The following is an 18,140-nucleotide window of genomic DNA, read 5'->3' as shown; positions in this document are numbered from 1 at the left end:
TTTTTTGATGAACATAGCACCGGAACCCCGCTAACGGTACAATGACACCAAATTTCGACTGCGCATTTCAAGGTACTTTTTTTAATCGTACTCGATTGCCTACATACCCGGATTAAATCGGCAAATGACCCAAGAAAACGATAGTAAAATCAATCATATACGAAATTTCTCTATTATCGCACATATTGACCATGGTAAATCGACGCTCTCTGATCGTTTGATTCAGACCTGTGAAGGGTTAACGGAACGTGAGCTTAAAGAGCAAGTGCTCGATTCCATGGACATTGAGCGTGAGCGTGGTATTACCATCAAGGCTCAGTCGGTGACGCTGGATTATACGGCTGCCGATGGCCAGGTTTACCAGCTCAACTTTATCGATACGCCGGGGCACGTTGATTTCTCTTACGAAGTGTCGCGTTCGCTCTACGCCTGTGAAGGTGCACTGCTGGTAGTCGATGCAGCGCAAGGCGTGGAAGCCCAGTCGGTGGCCAACTGCTATACCGCGATTGAACAAGGCCTAGAAGTTCTGCCGGTGCTTAACAAAATTGATTTGCCACAGGCGGATTGTGACAAGGTTTCTCAGGAAATCGAGGAGATCATCGGGCTTGATGCTACCGATGCCTGCCGAGTGTCGGCTAAAAGCGGTATTGGAATCGACGCCCTGCTTGAACGCTTGGTGCGTGATATTCCGCCACCCAAAGGCGATCCCGATGCACCCCTGCAAGCGCTCATTATCGACTCCTGGTTTGATAACTATCTCGGCGTAGTCTCACTGGTGCGTCTATTTGATGGGACGCTGCGCAAAGGCGATAAGATCCGTATTAAATCGACGGGCCGCGACTGGGGCACGACAGAAGTGGGTATTTTTACCCCCCAGCGTAAACAGACTAATATCCTGCGTGCCGGTGAAGTTGGTTTTATTGTCGCTGGCATTAAGGAGATTCACGGGGCACCGGTGGGCGATACGATTACCCATACGAAAACCCCTGACGTCGCGCGCTTACCTGGTTTCCAAAAAGTGAAGCCACAGGTTTATGCCGGTATGTTCCCGGTCAGCGCGGATGATTACGAAGACTTCCGCGATGCGCTAGAAAAACTGGCGCTTAATGATGCTTCGCTTGAATATGTGCCAGAGAACTCCGATGCCCTTGGCTTCGGTTTCCGTGTGGGCTTTCTTGGCACGCTACACATGGAAATTGTGCAGGAGCGCCTGGAGCGTGAGTATAATATTGACCTACTCACCACGGCGCCAACGGTTGTTTATGAACTAGCGATGAAAAACGGCGACGTTAACTACGTCTCCAACCCCTCCAAACTGCCTGACATGGCCGACGTAGATGAAATGCGCGAGCCGGTTGTCCGCGCCAGCATCCTGGTTCCCCAGGAGTATGTAGGCAACGTGATTACCGAGTGTGAACAGCGCCGGGGTACACAGCGGGATATGCAGTTCTTAGGCAACCAGATTCAACTGGCCTATGAGCTACCCATGTCAGAAGTGGTCATGGACTTCTTCGATCGCTTGAAATCTATATCGAAAGGGTATGCATCGCTTGAGTACAACTTCGAGCGATTTGAAGAGGCTAAATTGGTGCGTTTAGACGTGCTCATTAACGGTGATAAAGTTGATGCATTAGCCGTCATTATCCACCGTGACCATGCCCACCCTCGTGGCCGTTTACTGGTGGAAAAAATGAAAGAGCTAATTCCACGGCAAATGTTTGATGTGGCCATCCAGGCCGCTATCGGTGGTCAGGTAGTCGCGCGCTCGACGGTCAAGGCACTACGCAAAAATGTGACCGCCAAGTGTTACGGTGGCGATGTCAGCCGTAAGAAGAAACTGCTCGAGAAACAGAAAGCGGGTAAGAAACGCATGAAACAAGTGGGGCGTGTGGAAATTCCCCAGGATGCCTTCCTTGCTGTGCTCAAGGTAAACGACTAGGAAAGAACACCACCCATGGATTTTTCATTACTTTTGGTACTCGCCGTTGCGCTTTCGGGCGTTGTTTACCTGTTGGACGTGCTGGTATTAAAACCCAAGCGCCGACAACGTTTCGCCACAGCAGAGGCCAATACCAAGGAAGGACTTGACCCTGCTACCACTGAAAAACTGCTTAAAGAACCTTGGCCGGTCGACTACGCACGTTCATTTTTTCCGGTGCTATTGGTTGTGCTGTTGGTGCGTAGTTTTGTCATTGAACCCTTCCAAATTCCCTCGGGTTCAATGCGACCAACGCTCGAAGTAGGCGACTTTATTCTAGTTAACAAATTCGCTTACGGATTACGATTACCCGTGGTGAATACTCGCTTTATTGAAGTAGATGATCCCGAGCGTGGCGACGTGATGGTGTTTCGTTTCCCAGGTGAACCGTCGGTGAATTTCATCAAGCGTGTGGTTGGCATGCCAGGGGATCGTATCCGTTATGAAGGCAAACAGCTCTTTATCAACGGTGAAGCGGTGGCTAAAGAGTTGATTGAAGAGGGCCCCGAAGGTTCTCCCCAGCAGCTATTATTAGCTGAACGCCTTGGCGACGCTGAGCACTTTATTTATAACAACCCACGAGACCCAGGCCCGCAGATGCGCGAAGTAGAAGTGCCGGAAGGGCACTATTTCATGATGGGTGATAACCGAGACCACTCCAACGACAGCCGCTATTGGGGCTTTGTGCCGGAAGAGAATATTGTTGGCCGTGCGTTTGGAGTATGGATGCATTGGGATGGCGGGTTGCCAAGTTTTACCAGCGTGCGGCGTATTGAATGAAGCACCTGCTTAGATTGTGGTTAGTCAGTTATGTCACTTTAGTTAACGTCAATGACGTAGGAGAGCTGTGAGTAATTCCTTGAACGCTTTTTGCCGACGAATCGGCCATACCTTTGGCGATGATACGTTATTGGAATTGGCCTTGACCCACCGCAGCTTCGGTGGTCGTAACAATGAGCGCCTGGAGTTCCTGGGTGACTCCATTGTCAATTTTGTGATCGCCGAGGCGCTGTTTCAACGCTTCCCCCAGGCTCGTGAAGGTCAGCTTTCACGCCTGCGTGCGCGGTTGGTGAAAGGCCAAACGCTGGCGGAGCTTGCCCGGGAAATGGAGTTCGGTGAGTGCTTACGGCTAGGCTCTGGTGAGATGAAAAGCGGTGGGCATCGCCGTGAATCGATCCTGGCGGACGCGGTTGAAGCCATCATTGGGGCTATCTATCTGGATGCTGGCATGGATGTGGTGCGTGACCGTGTATTGGATTGGTATGCAGAGCGATTGGAAAATATCTCGTTGCAAGATACCCAAAAGGACCCCAAAACGCGTTTGCAGGAGTTTTTGCAGTCGCGTCAAGCCGCCTTGCCGCGCTATGAAGTTGTCTGCGTGAAGGGCGAGGCGCATGCCCAGACCTTTACCGTGGAGTGCTACATTGACCTGCTGGTTGAGCATACCACTGGTAAGGGCCCTAGCCGCCGTCATGCTGAACAGCAAGCAGCAGAAGAAGCACTATCGTACCTCGAAAAAAGCCCTGGAGAAAAATCATGAGCCAAACCTGCGGATTCGTTGCCATCGTCGGCCGACCCAACGTGGGCAAATCGACCCTCATGAACCGTATTTTGGGGCAGAAAATATCGATTACCTCACGGCGCCCGCAAACCACGCGCCACCAGGTAATGGGTATTAAAACGGAGAATGAGACCCAGTTCATCTACGTCGATACGCCGGGCATGCACATCATGTCCAAGGACCGTAACAAGGCGATCAACCGCTTTATGAACCAGGCGGCTACCCAGGCACTGCGTGACGTAGATTGTGTGGTGTTTATTATCGACCGCACTCGCTGGACCGAAGAAGACCAGGCGGTGTTGAAGCGCCTGGAACACGTCAAAGCGCCGGTTATTTTGGCGGTCAATAAAGTCGACCGTCTCGGCGAGAAAGGCGATCTTTTACCGTGGTTGGCTGAGGTGGGTGCTCGACGCGACTTCGCTGCCATCGTGCCAATTTCAGCTAAACATGGCACCCAGGTGGATACCTTGGAAGAGGAGGTGGCCAAGCATCTCCCTGAAAGCGTTCACTTCTTCCCAGAAGACCAGATTACCGATAAAAGTCTGCGCTTTATGGCCGCTGAGCTGGTACGTGAAAAAGTAATGCGCCAGTTGGGCGACGAGCTTCCTTACCAGATGACCGTTGAAATTGAAGAGTTCCGCGAGACCGAGCGTGTGACACATATCAGCGCACTCATCCTTGTTGAGCGGCAGGGTCAAAAAGTTATTTTGATTGGCGAAAACGGCGAACGACTCAAAAGTATTGGTCGTGAAGCACGCCTTGATATGGAGCGCGCGCTGGGCACCAAAGTCATGCTGAATCTCTGGGTGAAAGTGAAGCGTGGTTGGTCGGATGACGAGCGCGCCTTGAAAAGCCTGGGTTACGACCTCGATTGAGTGTAGCGATGGCGCCTGAGCCGGCTTTCTTGCTTCATCGTCGGCCTTACCGTGAAACCAGTGCGCTGGTAGATCTACTAACCCTTGACCACGGCAGAGTGCGTGCTGTCGCCCATGGCGGACAACGGCCCGGCTCAAAATCTCGCCAACGTTTGCAGCCTTTTACACCGCTATTCGTGACGTGGCAGGGCAGCCGTGATTTAAAGCGGCTGACGCTGATGGAATCACGCGGCCAAACGGCATTATTAGCGGGTGAAGGCTTGCTATGTGGGCTTTACGCTAACGAGATCGCCACTCGACTATTGCCGCTAGAGTTACCAGCCTCTGATGTATTCGCCTTTTATACGGCGCTACTGGAAGCGTTGCCAGCACCCGCTGAGAGGGCGTTGGCGTTGCGCCGTTATGAGTGGGCGCTATTGGAAGCGCTTGAAGCAACACCGCAGTTTACAACACCGGAGGGCAGCGTCTTGGACCCCCAACTGCGCTATCGTTTTGATGCAGCGACGCGCGCTTTTTCCCCGGCCGAACGCGGTTTAGATGGCCGCACGCTGCGTTATATTGAACAGGGTGACTGGCAGCATGAAGGGCTCGCTAACGCTTTGAAGGCAGTGATGCGTGCCGCACTGGCACCGCACCTGGGTTCCACCGTCTTACGCTCGCGGGAATTAATGCTCGATTTAGCGCGACGTCGCCATCGTCCTTAATGGTTGAATTTCTTGCTCACAAACTCTTTCTTATCGCTGCGCTGGAGGCACTATGCACCCCCCTCGGATACTGTTAGGCGTCAATATTGACCACATTGCGACACTTCGCCAAGCCCGAGGTACCCGCTACCCTGATCCTGTTCAAGCCGCGCTAGTGGCGGAAGAGGCGGGGGCTGATGGTATTACGGTGCATTTGCGTGAGGACCGTCGTCATATTCAGCCTCGTGATGTGCGTATTCTGGCCGAAGTGCTTAATACCCGCATGAACCTGGAAATGGCGGTTACCGAGGAGATGCTGGCGCTGGCTGAAGACGTGCGTCCAGCCCACGTTTGTCTGGTACCTGAGAAGCGTGAAGAACTGACTACTGAAGGTGGCCTGGATGTGGTCGGCGGCTTTGACGCTATTGCCAGCGCCTGCCAGCGATTGAGCGCAGCGGGCTGCGACGTCTCTCTGTTTATCGATCCTGACATACAGCAGATCGATGCTGCCCAGCGTGCGGGGGTTCCTACCATCGAGCTGCACACGGGCGCTTACGCAGAAGCTCGGCCAGGCAGCGATGCGGCGAATGCGGAGTATCACCGCTTAACAGCTGCCGCTACGCATGCTGTCTCACTAGGATTGGTGGTCAATGCTGGTCACGGCTTGCACTACCATAACGTTGAAGCCATTGCGGCATTGCCAGGCGTCAACGAGCTTAATATTGGTCATGCCATTATTGCCCGTGCGCTGTTTGTTGGCCTGAAAGAGGCCGTACAAGAAATGAAACGCTTGATTGTCGCAGGCCAAGAGGCAGGGCTAATGGCAGCTCTCGATGCCCACGATCATGAGCACGACCATGAGCATACAGAGGACCATGTGCATAACGGATGCTGCGGGCATTGATCAAAGATTGGCTCTTCACGCGTTGACTATTCAGGAGTTCATATTAAGAGGTTTTTTAGGCGATGATTGTTGGTATTGGCTCCGATATAGCGCGTATTGAGCGCTTTACGCGGGCCGTGCAGCGGCACGGCCCGCGCTTTGCGCAGCGAATTTTAGGGCCTGAAGAGCATACACTTTGGCTCAAGAAATCCCAGCCTGCCGCCTTCCTCGCCAAACGTTTCGCTGCCAAGGAGGCGTTTGTTAAAGCGCTAGGGCTTGGCCTGCGCCACGGAATGCAGTGGTGTGATATCCAGGTGCTTAATGATGCCTTGGGTAAGCCTTACTTCGTGCTTGACGGTAAAGCAGAGCGGCTACTCCAGGCGGCAGGCGTCACGGCGAGTCATATCACCTTGAGTGACGAAGCCGAGTACGCGGTTGCTTTTGTGGTGCTGGAACGCTCATAGCCAGCCAAGACCGGACGAAGCTTTGGTCTTTGGTCTTTAGGAATTAGTTATTGGCTTAGGACCTGAGTAAAAACGGGCGGTGTGCTTTTAGTCGTGCCATTGCACGATATAAGTCCTCCAGTAGCCCCTCTACATGGTCTAAGCCGCTGGTCCGCAGCCGTGTCTCCAGCGTCTCTACAAGCAATGCCAGCTCCGGCGCGCCGCAGTAACGGCTGGCGCCATTCAATCCGTGGACCCAATCGAGCAGCATCGGCAAATTTTGTTGCGCAAAAGCGCTACGCATGTGTTGTTCGCTTTCATCCAAGCTGTCGATCAAACGTTTTAGCTGCTCCCGTGCGAGGTACTCTTTACCGCCTGCTAGGCGTGCGCCTATCTCAAGATCCACAACGGGTAGCTTGGCGGGCGTCGTGTGGCTAAATGACTTAATAGTGGTTTTGCTACTGCTCGTTGCAGAAGGCGTTGCATTGCTGTCGGCTAGCTGATGGGTAATCCCCAAAAAGCGATGCAGCAGTTGATGTAGCTGAGCCTCATCAATGGGCTTTATCAAGACGTCATCAAGGCCTTCGGCGAGCCACTTTTGGCGTTCACTGCTAAGGACATGAGCGGTGACCGCTATAATGGGGCAGCGAGCCCATGTACTGCTGAGTCGGCGCAACGCTTGGGTGGTTTGTACACCATCCATGCCAGGCATACGAATATCCATCAGCACCATATCTACGTTGCTGGTTCTCGCAAACTCTAGTGCTTGGTGGCCACTTTCTAATGCCGTGATATGCAGGGCGGGATCTTCAAGCATATTTTTGAGCAGCTCACGGTTCGGCGTATTGTCATCCACAATCAACAACTTGACGGGTTGAGACGACGCTGGCAGAGCGGCTAACGGCCCAGGCTTCTTATCGGACACGAACGCCGGCAGCAGTAATTGCTTAAGCGATGCCACCAATTGAGCGCGTGAAAAGGGTTTGTAAAGCGTTTCACCGCCCTGGGGTAATCGTAAAGGGGGCAGGTCAAAACTGTTGCCGTTGGCTAAAATCAATACAGGGCAAGGCGTTTGATCAATGACTTTTTGCCAGTAGCGGTGGCGCTCGGGCGTATAATCACTGTGCTCCAACCCCAATATCAGCAGTTGTGCCGGCTCAGGGGCATCAAACGCAATCGGTTGCGCTTCCCAGCGTTGCAGCAAATGCTCCAACACATGGCGAGTAGGCGCATGTGTTTCATAGAGGCAAATAGTGGGGTTGGCTAGGCTAATCTCCGCTGGTCGTTCGATCGCTTTGTGAGCCAGCAGGGGCAGTGTAAAGGAGAAAGTGGTGCCTTGGCCCAGTACACTCTCCAGCTCAATCTCGCCGCCCATGCGCTCAATGAGCTGGCGGCAGATAGTAAGCCCCAGGCCACTGCCGCCAAACTCACGCGAATGGCTGGGTTCAGCCTGGGAAAAGGCGCTAAATAAGGCCTTCTGATGGGCATCGCTAAGACCAATTCCGGTGTCACTAACGCTGAGGTTAAGCACGACATGCTGGCCTTCCTGGTTATCCAGCATAACACGCACAATCACGTCACCTTCATGAGTGAATTTGAGCGCATTACCAATCAAGTTATTTAACACTTGATGAATACGCAACGGATCACCGCTCAGTGGTGTAGGGACATCGTCATACACCATCGCCACTAGGTGTAACTGCTTGCGCTGGGCTTCAGGCGCGTGAAGCCCTATCACTTCATCAACCAGTGCGACGATATCAATATCCGCTTCTTCAAGGGTAAGGCGATTGGCCTCAAGCTTGGAAAAGTCGAGCACGTCGTTAACCAACATAAGCAGGTTGTCGCAAGCGCGATGCACGTGCTGCAACCATTCCTGCTGGCGGGTATCCAGCGATGAACGGCCCAGCAGTCGGCAAAACCCAATAATGCCGTTGAGTGGGGTGCGAATCTCATGGCTCATGTTGGCTAAGAATTCGGATTTCACCGCATTCGCCCGCAAAGCGCTGCGGTGGGCCAAATCGAGCTTTATATTCTGCTCCTCAATGGTTTCCATGGATTCTTGCAGTTCGCTGGTGGCCTGCTCAATTTGCGTTTGCATATCCCGCTGGGCCTGCTGAAAGTGTTCAGCGAGGGTATTAATGTGGCTAGTCAGGTGGTTAAGTTCCGCCGCATTAGAAGGCATCAGATGCAGCCGATAGTCACCGCGGGATAGGCGATAAAGCGCTTGGTTAGCTTCTTCGATAGGGCGGGTGGCATAGCGACTGATGGCGAAGGCGATTAAAAACATCAGCAGGCCAAGCAACATGCCGCCTAAGCTAAGACTAGCAATCAATTTATAACGACCCAGGGTGAGCGCTCGGGTGTCCATTTCAATAACCAGCCAGCCTGCGCTACTACTGACCGCACTGACTAAGCTTGTATTGGGCTGGGTAACCGCTAACGGTAAGCGCAGTCGCCAAGCCTCTTCTTCCATGAGCAGTTGGCTGCTAGCAGGCGCTTCCAGAGTGGGTTGCGCAGCGTTGCCCAGTAATAAAAGACGATCGCCTTGCGCATCAAAAAGCGCAACCGCCCGCAATCCTCTCATGGTGAGAAGTTGGCGGGCCAGGGCCTCAAGACGCTGAGAATCACTCTGTGCGACTGCGTCAGCAAAACTGGGCAACAGCAGCTCGCCAGCATTTTCCAAGCGTTCTTGCTGTGCCGCCTGAGCTTCCGTATCACTATGTATGACCAGTAATACAGCCATCATGGCGTACACCAGGAGCGGAAAACCGAGTAGGGCAAATAGAAGACGGGTATTCAATGACATGAAAAGAAGCTCGCTGATTCAATGAGGTTGCCTGTCCAGGTCAAGGCAGCACCGATATAATGCAGCATAACGGTTACGATAAGGAATTTTCATGAACGATCTTAAGGGCTATCCCACGTTGGAAGAGATTGTTGGCAACACGCCATTAGTGCGCCTGAAGCGCATTAGCGCCGGTCGCAACAATACCCTGCTGGCCAAGCTTGAAGGCAATAACCCAGCGGGTTCGGTCAAGGATCGTCCCGCACTCTCCATGATCAGCGAGGCGGAAGCCCGTGGTGATATTACCCCCGGCGATACCCTGATTGAGGCAACCTCAGGTAATACCGGTATTGCGTTGGCTATGGCGGCGGCGATCAAAGGCTACAAAATGGTACTCGTGATGCCGGAAAACGCCTCGGAAGAGCGTAAGCAGGCGATGGCAGCCTATGGGGCCAAACTCATTTCGGCCAGTAAAGCCGGTGGCATGGAGGAAGCTCGGGATATAGCGGATGACATGATCGCCAGGGGCGAGGGAAAACCGCTCAATCAGTTCGCCAACCCGGACAACCCGTTGGCGCACTATCGCACCACCGGCCCTGAAGTATGGCAACAAACCGGTGGCGAAGTGACTCACTTTGTAAGTTCAATGGGTACCACAGGCACCATCATGGGCGTGTCGCGCTATTTAAAAGAGCAAAACCCGGCTATTCAGATTGTCGGCTTGCAGCCCGCCGATGGCGCCAGTATTCCCGGAATTCGTCGCTGGCCAAAAGAGTACCTTCCCGCCATCTTTGAAGCGCCTCGGGTGGATGTCACGCTTGATATCGGCCAGCAAGAAGCCGAAGAGCATATGCGTCGTCTTGCCCGCGAAGAGGGTATTCTGGCCGGAGTTTCATCAGGTGGTAGCTTGGCAGGCGCGCTGCGCATTGCCGAGCAAACTGAAAATGCGGTCATTGTGTTTATTGTCTGTGACCGCGGTGACCGCTATCTCTCTACTGGCCTATTTGCCCCAGGAGTATAACCATGGCCATGTTGGGAAAAAGGCGGCCGTCTAGGCCCGCGTCAGGTCATTCTGGGCTTGCTGGAACGCCAGGCGGCAAAACGCGTCATACGGCTACAGATGATGATACGTCGCCCTTGGTGATTGAGCGCTTAGCGCACGATGGTCGTGGCGTCGCCCACTCAGCCAACGGTAAAACCGTGTTTGTTGATCAGGCGTTGCCCGGTGAACAGGTTGAGGTGGCGATTCATCTGACGCGTAAACGCTTTGACGAAGCGCATGTTAAATCACTGCTAACGTCCTCTGATCAGCGTGTTACGCCCCCGTGCCCGCATTTTGGCCACTGTGGCGGCTGCGATTTACAACATTTAAATATTGATGCCCAGCGCACCCACAAGCGTGAGGTGGTGCGTGACCTGTTTGCGCGTCAAGGCATCACGCTAGGCGAGATTGGCTCGATTCAGGGCGATGCCCAGGGTTATCGGCGTCGTGCACGGCTAGGCGTCAAGGTAGATAGCCAGGGCAATACGCGCCTCGGCTTTCGTGCTGCCCATAGCCATCGCTTAGTCGATATCGAGCGCTGTCCGGTATTGGTTGATTCCTTACAGCAGTTGTTAACGCCACTACGCGAGTTGCTCCAACGCTTAGATGCTCCGCGACATGTGGGTCACATAGAATTGCTGGCAACGGCGACCACCCAAGTAGTACTGGTTCGTCAACTCAAAGAGCACCTTCAGGATGCCGAGCGCTGGCAAGCTTTTGCCCAGCAGCATCAAGTGGCTTTAGGCACCTGGTTGGGGCGTGAAACACCCACGCTGCACTGGCATGGCGCGCCCCCGGTGCTGGAAGAGTCGCTAACACTCAACGACCAGCCACCGCTAACGCTAAGTTTTGCCCCAGGCGATTTTTTACAGGTCAACGCCCAGGTTAATCAGCAAATGGTTGCCCAAGTGATGCAATGGTTGGCGCCCAAGCCAGGGCAAAAGCTGCTCGATCTGTTTGCAGGTATCGGGAATTTCAGCTTGCCCATCGCCGCGGCGGGTGCTGAAGTGCACGCGGTGGAGGGCAATCCTGCCATGGTGGCGCGGATTGCGATAAATGCTAAAAACAACGCGCTGATGGTTAGCGGCCAACAGGCCGACTTGAACGACTCCGCCAGCGTTAAAGAGCTGCTATATGATCATCGTGATAGTGATGCGCTAGTGCTTGATCCGCCGCGCAGCGGTGGGGAAGCAATTTGTCAGGCGCTGGCGCGCCACCCGGTGCCCAGAGTGGTCTATATTTCTTGTGACCCAGCAACGCTTGCCCGGGATGCGGCACATCTTGTGCATGCAGGTTACCGGGTTAAGCAAGTAGCAGTGGCAGATATGTTCCTTCACACTGCGCATATGGAAACACTAATGTTGTTTGAAAATGATGCTGTTTGAAGCTGATGCAGCTAAATGCGTCAAGCCACGGTGACAGCCGTGTGGAGATCGTCCCCCAGAATGGATGAGTGATAGTCATGGTAAAAGTGCGTGAAGACCAGCCGCTAACCGCTAGCGGAAAGGTGGATATACAACAATGGTTAACGCGCCTGCAAGAAGATGTGCGCCTACGTGATCCCGAGCGTTTAGTCGAGGCCTGTGAGCTTGCTGAAACGTTAGAACTAGAAGCCCCTCGCACGCATCGTGTATGGCTTTCGCCGGGTTCCAGCTTCCGCATGGGCCTGGAAATGGCCGATATCCTTGGCGATTTGAAGTTGGATCAGGCCACGCTGGAAGCCGCTGTTCTCTACCGTGCGGTGCGGGAAGGCTTACTGAGCCTTGAGGCGGTGTCAAAACGCTTTGGAGAAGAAGTCGCGAGCCTAATCGATGGCGTTCTGCAAATGGCCGCGATCAGCTACCCGTTAGCGCCTGACCATGGCATGGGCCAGCATAATCAGCAGGAAAACCTGCGCAAGATGCTGGTCAACATGGTGGGCGATGTACGCGTCGCCTTAATCAAAATTGCCGAACGTACCTGTGCGCTGCGACAGGTAAAAGATGCTCCTCGGGAAAAATGTTTACAGGTGGCCAGAGAGGTCGCAGATATTTACGCACCCCTGGCTCACCGTTTGGGTATCGGTCAGCTCAAGTGGGAGCTGGAAGACCTATCGTTTCGTTACTTGCACGAAGACGAATACAAAGCGATTGCCAAGCTGCTGGCGGAAAAACGTCTCGACCGCGACCGCTATATCCACGATGTGGTAGAAACCATCAAGGGCTTGATGGAGGCCCAGCATATTCACCGCTACGATGTGGATGGGCGGGCCAAGCATATCTACTCGATCTGGCGCAAAATGAAGCGTAAGCGGATCGATTTTTCACAAGTTCACGACGTGCGCGCAGTGCGGATTCTGGTGCCGGAAGTGGCCGACTGCTACACCGTGCTGGGCATCATCCATTCGCGCTGGCACCACGTGCCGAACGAGTTTGATGACTACATCGCCAACCCCAAGAAAAATGGCTACCAGTCACTGCACACTGCCGTGATGGGGCCGGAAAACAAGGTGCTCGAAATCCAGATTCGCACCTTTGCCATGCACGACGAAGCTGAACTGGGCGTCTGTGCCCACTGGCGCTACAAGGGCCACGATACCAACGCTAAAAGCCGTAGCTATGAAGAAAAAATCGCCTGGCTGCGCCAAGTGTTGGAGTGGCAGGACGAAGTGGGTGGCTTTGGCGACCTGCGCGAAGGGCTCTCCAGCGATGTCGCGCCTGACCGCATCTACGTGTTCACCCCCGATGGCCATGTGATCGATTTACCGCGGATTGCCACGCCTATCGATTTTGCCTATCGAGTGCATACCGAAATTGGTCACCGCTGCCGGGGCGCCAAAATTAACGGTCGTATCGTGCCGCTGACCTATAAGCTCAAAACGGGCCAGCAGATCGAGATTTTGACCGCCACTAAAGGCGGGCCTAGCCGTGACTGGTTAAACCCCAGCTTAGGCTATGTGCGTACTTCCCGGGCACGGGCGAAAATCCAGGCGTGGTTTAAGCACCAGGCGCGGGATCAAAACCTGGATGAGGGGCGGGCGCTATTTGATCGTGAGATGCGCCGCCTGGATGTCGAGGGGCTTGATCTACCCAAGCTAGCCAAGGCGGTTAACTACCTCAATGCTGACGATATGTACGCCGCCATTGGCGCCGGTGACCTGCGCATTGGCCAAGTGTTGCATCAGGCCCAACAGCTGTTCGGCGAAACCGACGACCAGGAGCAGCTTAATCGCCTGCTAGCCAAGCCTCAGCGGCAATCCAGCAAAGCCACCAAAAGTGATATCACGGTGCTTGGCGTCGGCAACCTGAAAACCAGCATGGCGAACTGCTGTCGGCCAGTGCCTGGCGAACCGATCATTGGCTTTATCACCCAGGGGCGTGGCGTCACCGTGCACCGCCAGGACTGTAGCAATATTCTGCAATTGCGCCTGGACGAACCCCAGCGCATTATCGAAGTAGAGTGGGGCGAACGCGCCCAGACCCGCTATCCGGTGACCATTGAGATTCAAGCCTGGGACCGCTCCGGGCTGCTGCGCGATGTGACAGGGCTGCTCGGCAATGAAAAAGTCAACGTACTCGCCGTGAACACATTGACCGATACCGACGAGGGCATCGCCCGTCTGCGCATTACCTTGGAAGTTGACGGCTTAGAGTCGCTGGGAAGGCTATTTTCACGCATCCAGCAATTGCCAAACGTCACCGAAGTTCGCCGTTTGCGCAACGCCGACCCGGAAAAGCAATCACGTAAGGGAGGGGCATAATGCGCCATGGTATGGACGACCTGCTGACCCTGATGCAAGTGCTGCGTGACACCGAACAGGGCTGCCCATGGGACTTACAGCAGGACTGGGACAGCATCGTGCCGCACACCCTGGAAGAAGCCTACGAAGTTGCCGATGCTATTGAACGGCGGGCCTTCGACGAGCTACCCGGTGAGCTGGGTGATCTGCTCTTTCAGGTGGTCTATTACGCCCAGTTTGGTGCTGAAGAGCAGCGCTTCGACTTTGACGATATTGTCGATACGCTGACCGCCAAGATGCTGCGCCGCCACCCGCACGTCTTTCCGGAGGGCACTCTGGCTTCCCGCCGCCCGCCAGGCGTAAGCGCCGAAGAGGTGCAAACTCAGCAGGTCAACAGCCGTTGGGAGTCGTTGAAGGCTGAAGAGCGTGCCGAGCGTACGGCCAGAACGCTCTCGGTACTCGACGATGTACCGCGCACACTGCCTGCACTGAGCCGGGCTGCCAAGCTGTCTAAGCGCGCTGCACGGGTTGGGTTTGATTGGCCGGATGCCAAAGGCGTGCTCGCCAAAATTCGTGAAGAGCTGGCCGAAGTGGAAGAGGCGCTCGCCGCTGGTGATCAACTGCACGCTCAAGAGGAAGTTGGCGATCTGCTGTTTGCGGTGACCAATCTTGCCCGCACATTGAACGCGGACCCTGAACAGTGCCTACGCGCCACCAATGCAAAGTTTGAACGCCGCTTTCGCTATGTCGAAGGCGAGCTTAACGCTGCCCAGCGACCGCTGGCGGAGGCCTCGTTAGACGAGATGGAAACCCACTGGCAGGCAGCTAAAGCACAAGAAAAACAACCTACCCATTCCTGAATTATTATTGATGCGACCCCTGCAAGGAGGCCATGCCAATGAGTCACGACCTACACGAATCTCTGCGCGATAATGTGCGTATTCTGGGCGATAGCCTGGGGCGAACCATTGCCGACGATTTGGGCCAAGCATTTGTCGATAAGATTGAAACCATCCGTGCTCACGCCAAGCGCGGGCGGCAGGGCGATTCTCTGCAGCAGCGCGAATTGATCGAGTACCTGCGAGATCTGCCTGAGAAAGATCTATTGCCGGTCACCCGGGCGTTTAACCAGTTCTTGAACCTCGCTAATATTGCCGAACAGCATTACCGGGCGCGCTTTCGCCGCGTAGAGGATTACAAGCCAGGTTCCCAACCGGTGCTCGGAGAGCTGCTTGAGCGGGCTCAGCAGGCGGGTAACTCGCCACGCAAGCTGGTCGAAACCCTCGCCAATATGCGCGTTGAACTGGTACTCACCGCTCACCCCACCGAAGTTATCCGGCGTACGCTGATTCAAAAATATGACGCCATTGATGAGTGCCTGACTGCTATTGAAAGCTCCGAAGATTACCCTGAACGCGGCACTCGCGCCCAGGGGCGTCTGGAAGAACTGATCAGCCAAGCATGGCACACCGATGAGATTCGACACGAACGTCCCACGCCGGTCGATGAAGCCAAGTGGGGCTTTGCCGTCATTGAAAACTCACTCTGGCAGGCAGTGCCGGACTTCCATCGCGATTTGGATAACCTGCTGCTGGATACCGCCGGTGAGCGCCTACCCCTGGATGCCGCGCCGATTCGCTACGCCTCCTGGATGGGCGGGGATCGCGACGGTAATCCCAACGTGACCGCCCGGGTCACCCGCGAGGTATTGCTACTGGGCCGCTGGATGGCCGCCGATCTTTACCTGCGCGACCTGGAACAGTTGAAGACCGAGCTCTCCATGTGGAAGGCCAACAGCGCGCTTAAAGCCGAGGCGGGCGATGTGGCCGAACCGTATCGCGAAGTGCTAAAGCGCCTGCTGACGAGAATGGAGTCAACCCGGGATTGGGCCAAGGCCGAGCTTGAGGGGCGTAACTATGACGGCGGGCCGATTATTGAAACCCGTGATCAGCTCTACTCACCGCTGCTCGCTTGCTATCGCTCACTTTGCGATGTTGGTCTCGATACCATCGCTAACGGCGCGCTGCTGGATACCCTGCGCCGGGTCGCAGTATTCGGCGTTACGCTGACCAAGCTCGATCTGCGCCAGGAGGCCAGCCGCCACGCACAGGTGATTGAAGAGCTGACCAGTACGCTTGGCCTTGGCCACTACCGCGAATGGGATGAAGCCCAGCGTCAAGAGTTCCTGCTGGCCGAGTTGGCTTCCCGTCGCCCGCTGATTCCGCGCCGCTGGGAATGCTCCGCCGAGACCCGGGAAGTGCTGGATACCTTTAAGGTGATTGCCCAGGAACACTCCGAAGCGCTGGGAACCTACATTATTTCCATGGCCGCTGAACCGTCGGACGTGCTCACCGTGGCACTATTGATGAAAGAGGTAGGAGGGCAGGTCACGCTGCCTATCGCACCGCTGTTTGAAACCCTCAACGACCTGGATCACGCAGGCGATGTGGTGGACCAACTGCTGGCGATACCGAGCTATCGTTCGCTGATTGATGATCGCCAGGAAGTGATGATCGGCTACTCAGATTCAGCCAAAGATGCCGGTCAGTTGGCCGCCGCTTGGGCGCAGTACCGCGCCCAGGAGTCGCTGGTCAATGTGTGTAACCGGCACGGCGTCGATCTAACCCTGTTCCACGGCCGCGGTGGCACCGTAGGCCGTGGCGGCGGCCCGGCCCATGCGGCGATTCTCTCCCAGCCTCCCGGCTCGGTGAACGGCAGCCTGCGGGTGACCGAACAGGGCGAGATGATTCGCTTCAAATTCGGCCAGCCTGATATTGCCCTACGCTCCATGGAGATTTATGCCTGCGCGGTGCTGGAAGCCACACTGTTGCCGCCTCGCGCGCCGGAACTGCATTGGCGTGAAGAGATGGATCAGCTCGCCAAGGTCGCGCATGGTGCTTATGTCGGCGTGGTGCGGGAAGACCCCGATTTTGTCCCTTACTTCCGGGCAGTCACGCCGGAGGGCGCTTTAGGAAGGTTGCCGCTAGGCTCACGTCCTACCAAGCGCCGCCAGGATGGCGGCGTAGAGACCCTGCGCGCGATTCCATGGATTTTCGCCTGGACGCAGATTCGTCTGATGCTGCCAGCGTGGCTGGGCAGTGGTGAAGCCTTCTCGACCCGCTTAGAGCAGCCCGGCGGACGCGAGGTGCTGCAAGAAATGCGCACTGAGTGGCCCTTCTTCGGCACTTATCTCGACATGCTGGAGATGCTGTTGGCCAAAGCCGACGTGGCCATTGCCGCCTACTACGAGCACCGCCTGGTCGATGAACCATCGCTTAAAGCGTTGGGTAAAAAACTGCGTGAGCGTTTTGCACGGCTCGAAGATGCGGTGCTCGATATTCTCCAGCAGGAGAAGCTGCTGGAGAACACACCGCTGATTCGGCAGGCCATTGATGTACGCAATCCGTACATCGATCCGTTGCATGGCCTTCAGGCCGAGTTGCTGCAGCGTAACCGCGATGCGGACGGGGCAATCAGTGCTGATTTGTCACGTGCGTTAATGGTGACAATGGCGGGCATCGCTGCGGGTCTGCGTAATACGGGTTAAACAAGACCGGCCAGCCTGTTAATGATGCTAACAAGGAGGCGTCAATGCCCTCAGATGCTCAAGCGGTACTCGACTTTTGGTTTGAAGCGTTGACGCCTGCTCAGTGGTTTAAAAAAGACCTTGAGATGGATAGCACTATTCAGTCGCGTTTTGGTGAACTGCATACCCAGGCGGCGCAGTGTGAATGTTATACCTGGCGGCAAACGGCTCAGGGGCGGCTGGCGGAAATCATCGTGCTGGATCAGTTCTCGCGCAATATCTTCCGCGATGATGCGCGCGCTTTTGCCACCGATGCGCTAGCGCTGGCTCTAGCTCAGGAGGCAGTGGCTGCGGGTGCCGACGCTGAGCTAACCCCTCAGCAGCGGGCATTTTTGTATATGCCCTATATGCATAGCGAGTCTGCCGCCATTCATGAAGTGGCAATACAACTGTTCGACCAGCCGGGATTAGCGAATAACTACGACTTTGAAGTGCGTCACAAGGCGATCATTGATCGCTTCGGGCGCTACCCACACCGCAATGCACTGTTGGGGCGGGCCTCTACCGACGAGGAGCTGGCTTTTCTAAAGCAGCCCGGCTCCTCTTTTTAACTTTTTTGTTCACTCCTTTTAGCCACATGGCG

The 18,140-nt window shown here is 55.1% G+C and carries 14 protein-coding genes; 13 read left to right on the top strand and 1 reads right to left on the bottom strand.

Annotation, left to right across the window (positions count from 1 at the left end):
- Positions 1–124: 124 nt before the first annotated feature.
- The 7 genes from lepA to acpS all read left to right on the top strand — a co-directional run bounded on the left by lepA (position 125) and on the right by acpS (position 6,444).
- Positions 125–1,939, top strand: coding sequence for a translation elongation factor 4 (lepA, locus tag V8L71_RS00445; protein ID WP_336272922.1), 1,815 nt, complete (start codon positions 125–127; stop codon positions 1,937–1,939).
- A 15-nt stretch (positions 1,940–1,954) separates the two neighbouring features.
- Entirely contained in the window at positions 1,955–2,758 is an 804-nt protein-coding gene (gene lepB, locus V8L71_RS00440; RefSeq protein WP_336272921.1) for a signal peptidase I, read from the top strand.
- A gap of 67 nt (positions 2,759–2,825) precedes the next feature.
- Positions 2,826–3,518 (top strand): ribonuclease III, encoded by a 693-nt coding sequence (gene rnc / locus V8L71_RS00435; RefSeq protein ID WP_035566125.1) that lies wholly within the window; start codon positions 2,826–2,828, stop codon positions 3,516–3,518.
- Positions 3,515–4,414: a GTPase Era gene (gene era / locus V8L71_RS00430; RefSeq protein WP_336272920.1), complete on the top strand. Its 900-nt coding sequence runs from the start codon at positions 3,515–3,517 to the stop codon at positions 4,412–4,414. The genes rnc and era overlap by 4 nt, the downstream gene beginning before the upstream one ends.
- Positions 4,415–4,422: 8 nt before the next feature.
- Positions 4,423–5,118, top strand: a complete 696-nt coding sequence (gene recO, locus V8L71_RS00425; protein ID WP_176303157.1) for a DNA repair protein RecO — start codon at positions 4,423–4,425, stop codon at positions 5,116–5,118.
- Positions 5,119–5,170: 52 nt separating this feature from the next.
- The gene (gene pdxJ / locus V8L71_RS00420; RefSeq protein ID WP_336272919.1) at positions 5,171–6,001 is read left to right on the top strand and encodes a pyridoxine 5'-phosphate synthase; all 831 of its coding nucleotides are present in this window, start codon (positions 5,171–5,173) and stop codon (positions 5,999–6,001) included.
- A 62-nt stretch (positions 6,002–6,063) separates the two neighbouring features.
- Complete coding sequence (gene acpS, locus V8L71_RS00415; RefSeq protein ID WP_336272918.1) at positions 6,064–6,444, top strand: holo-ACP synthase; 381 nt, start codon at positions 6,064–6,066, stop codon at positions 6,442–6,444.
- A gap of 55 nt (positions 6,445–6,499) precedes the next feature.
- Here the strand turns inward: acpS and V8L71_RS00410 are convergent, their stop codons facing one another.
- Entirely contained in the window at positions 6,500–9,232 is a 2,733-nt protein-coding gene (locus V8L71_RS00410) for an ATP-binding protein (RefSeq protein ID WP_336272917.1), read from the bottom strand.
- 91 nt (positions 9,233–9,323) lie between these two features.
- Between V8L71_RS00410 and cysM the strand changes: the two genes are divergently transcribed.
- The 6 genes from cysM to V8L71_RS00380 all read left to right on the top strand — a co-directional run bounded on the left by cysM (position 9,324) and on the right by V8L71_RS00380 (position 18,108).
- Positions 9,324–10,232: a cysteine synthase CysM gene (gene cysM / locus V8L71_RS00405; protein ID WP_336272916.1), complete on the top strand. Its 909-nt coding sequence runs from the start codon at positions 9,324–9,326 to the stop codon at positions 10,230–10,232.
- Positions 10,233–10,234: 2 nt separating this feature from the next.
- Complete coding sequence (gene rlmD, locus V8L71_RS00400; RefSeq protein WP_336272915.1) at positions 10,235–11,638, top strand: 23S rRNA (uracil(1939)-C(5))-methyltransferase RlmD; 1,404 nt, start codon at positions 10,235–10,237, stop codon at positions 11,636–11,638.
- A gap of 77 nt (positions 11,639–11,715) precedes the next feature.
- A complete protein-coding gene (gene relA, locus V8L71_RS00395) occupies positions 11,716–13,992 on the top strand; it encodes a GTP diphosphokinase (RefSeq protein WP_336272914.1) in 2,277 nt (758 codons plus the stop codon).
- The gene (gene mazG / locus V8L71_RS00390; protein WP_336272913.1) at positions 13,992–14,831 is read left to right on the top strand and encodes a nucleoside triphosphate pyrophosphohydrolase; all 840 of its coding nucleotides are present in this window, start codon (positions 13,992–13,994) and stop codon (positions 14,829–14,831) included. The genes relA and mazG overlap by 1 nt, the downstream gene beginning before the upstream one ends.
- A 38-nt stretch (positions 14,832–14,869) precedes the next feature.
- Positions 14,870–17,518 (top strand): phosphoenolpyruvate carboxylase, encoded by a 2,649-nt coding sequence (gene ppc / locus V8L71_RS00385; RefSeq protein WP_336272912.1) that lies wholly within the window; start codon positions 14,870–14,872, stop codon positions 17,516–17,518.
- A gap of 44 nt (positions 17,519–17,562) precedes the next feature.
- Positions 17,563–18,108 (top strand): DUF924 family protein, encoded by a 546-nt coding sequence (locus V8L71_RS00380; RefSeq protein WP_336272911.1) that lies wholly within the window; start codon positions 17,563–17,565, stop codon positions 18,106–18,108.
- Positions 18,109–18,140 lie beyond the last annotated feature (32 nt).

The sequence above is a fragment of the Vreelandella indica genome (genome assembly GCF_037070225.1).
Lineage (GTDB): Bacteria > Pseudomonadota > Gammaproteobacteria > Pseudomonadales > Halomonadaceae > Vreelandella > Vreelandella arctica.
This window is presented reverse-complemented; position numbering and strand designations above follow the sequence as displayed.

Bases quoted from the DNA above. Each gene is read 5' to 3' on its own strand.
- lepA (WP_336272922.1), top strand. From the start codon at position 125: ATGACCCAAGAAAACGATAGTAAAATCAATCATATACGAAATTTCTCT.
- lepB (WP_336272921.1), top strand. From the start codon at position 1,955: ATGGATTTTTCATTACTTTTGGTACTCGCCGTTGCGCTTTCGGGCGTT.
- era (WP_336272920.1), top strand. From the start codon at position 3,515: ATGAGCCAAACCTGCGGATTCGTTGCCATCGTCGGCCGACCCAACGTG.
- recO (WP_176303157.1), top strand. From the start codon at position 4,423: ATGGCGCCTGAGCCGGCTTTCTTGCTTCATCGTCGGCCTTACCGTGAA.
- pdxJ (WP_336272919.1), top strand. From the start codon at position 5,171: ATGCACCCCCCTCGGATACTGTTAGGCGTCAATATTGACCACATTGCG.
- acpS (WP_336272918.1), top strand. From the start codon at position 6,064: ATGATTGTTGGTATTGGCTCCGATATAGCGCGTATTGAGCGCTTTACG.
- V8L71_RS00410 (WP_336272917.1), bottom strand. From the start codon at position 9,232: ATGTCATTGAATACCCGTCTTCTATTTGCCCTACTCGGTTTTCCGCTC.
- cysM (WP_336272916.1), top strand. From the start codon at position 9,324: ATGAACGATCTTAAGGGCTATCCCACGTTGGAAGAGATTGTTGGCAAC.
- rlmD (WP_336272915.1), top strand. From the start codon at position 10,235: ATGGCCATGTTGGGAAAAAGGCGGCCGTCTAGGCCCGCGTCAGGTCAT.
- relA (WP_336272914.1), top strand. From the start codon at position 11,716: ATGGTAAAAGTGCGTGAAGACCAGCCGCTAACCGCTAGCGGAAAGGTG.
- mazG (WP_336272913.1), top strand. From the start codon at position 13,992: ATGCGCCATGGTATGGACGACCTGCTGACCCTGATGCAAGTGCTGCGT.
- ppc (WP_336272912.1), top strand. From the start codon at position 14,870: ATGAGTCACGACCTACACGAATCTCTGCGCGATAATGTGCGTATTCTG.
- V8L71_RS00380 (WP_336272911.1), top strand. From the start codon at position 17,563: ATGCCCTCAGATGCTCAAGCGGTACTCGACTTTTGGTTTGAAGCGTTG.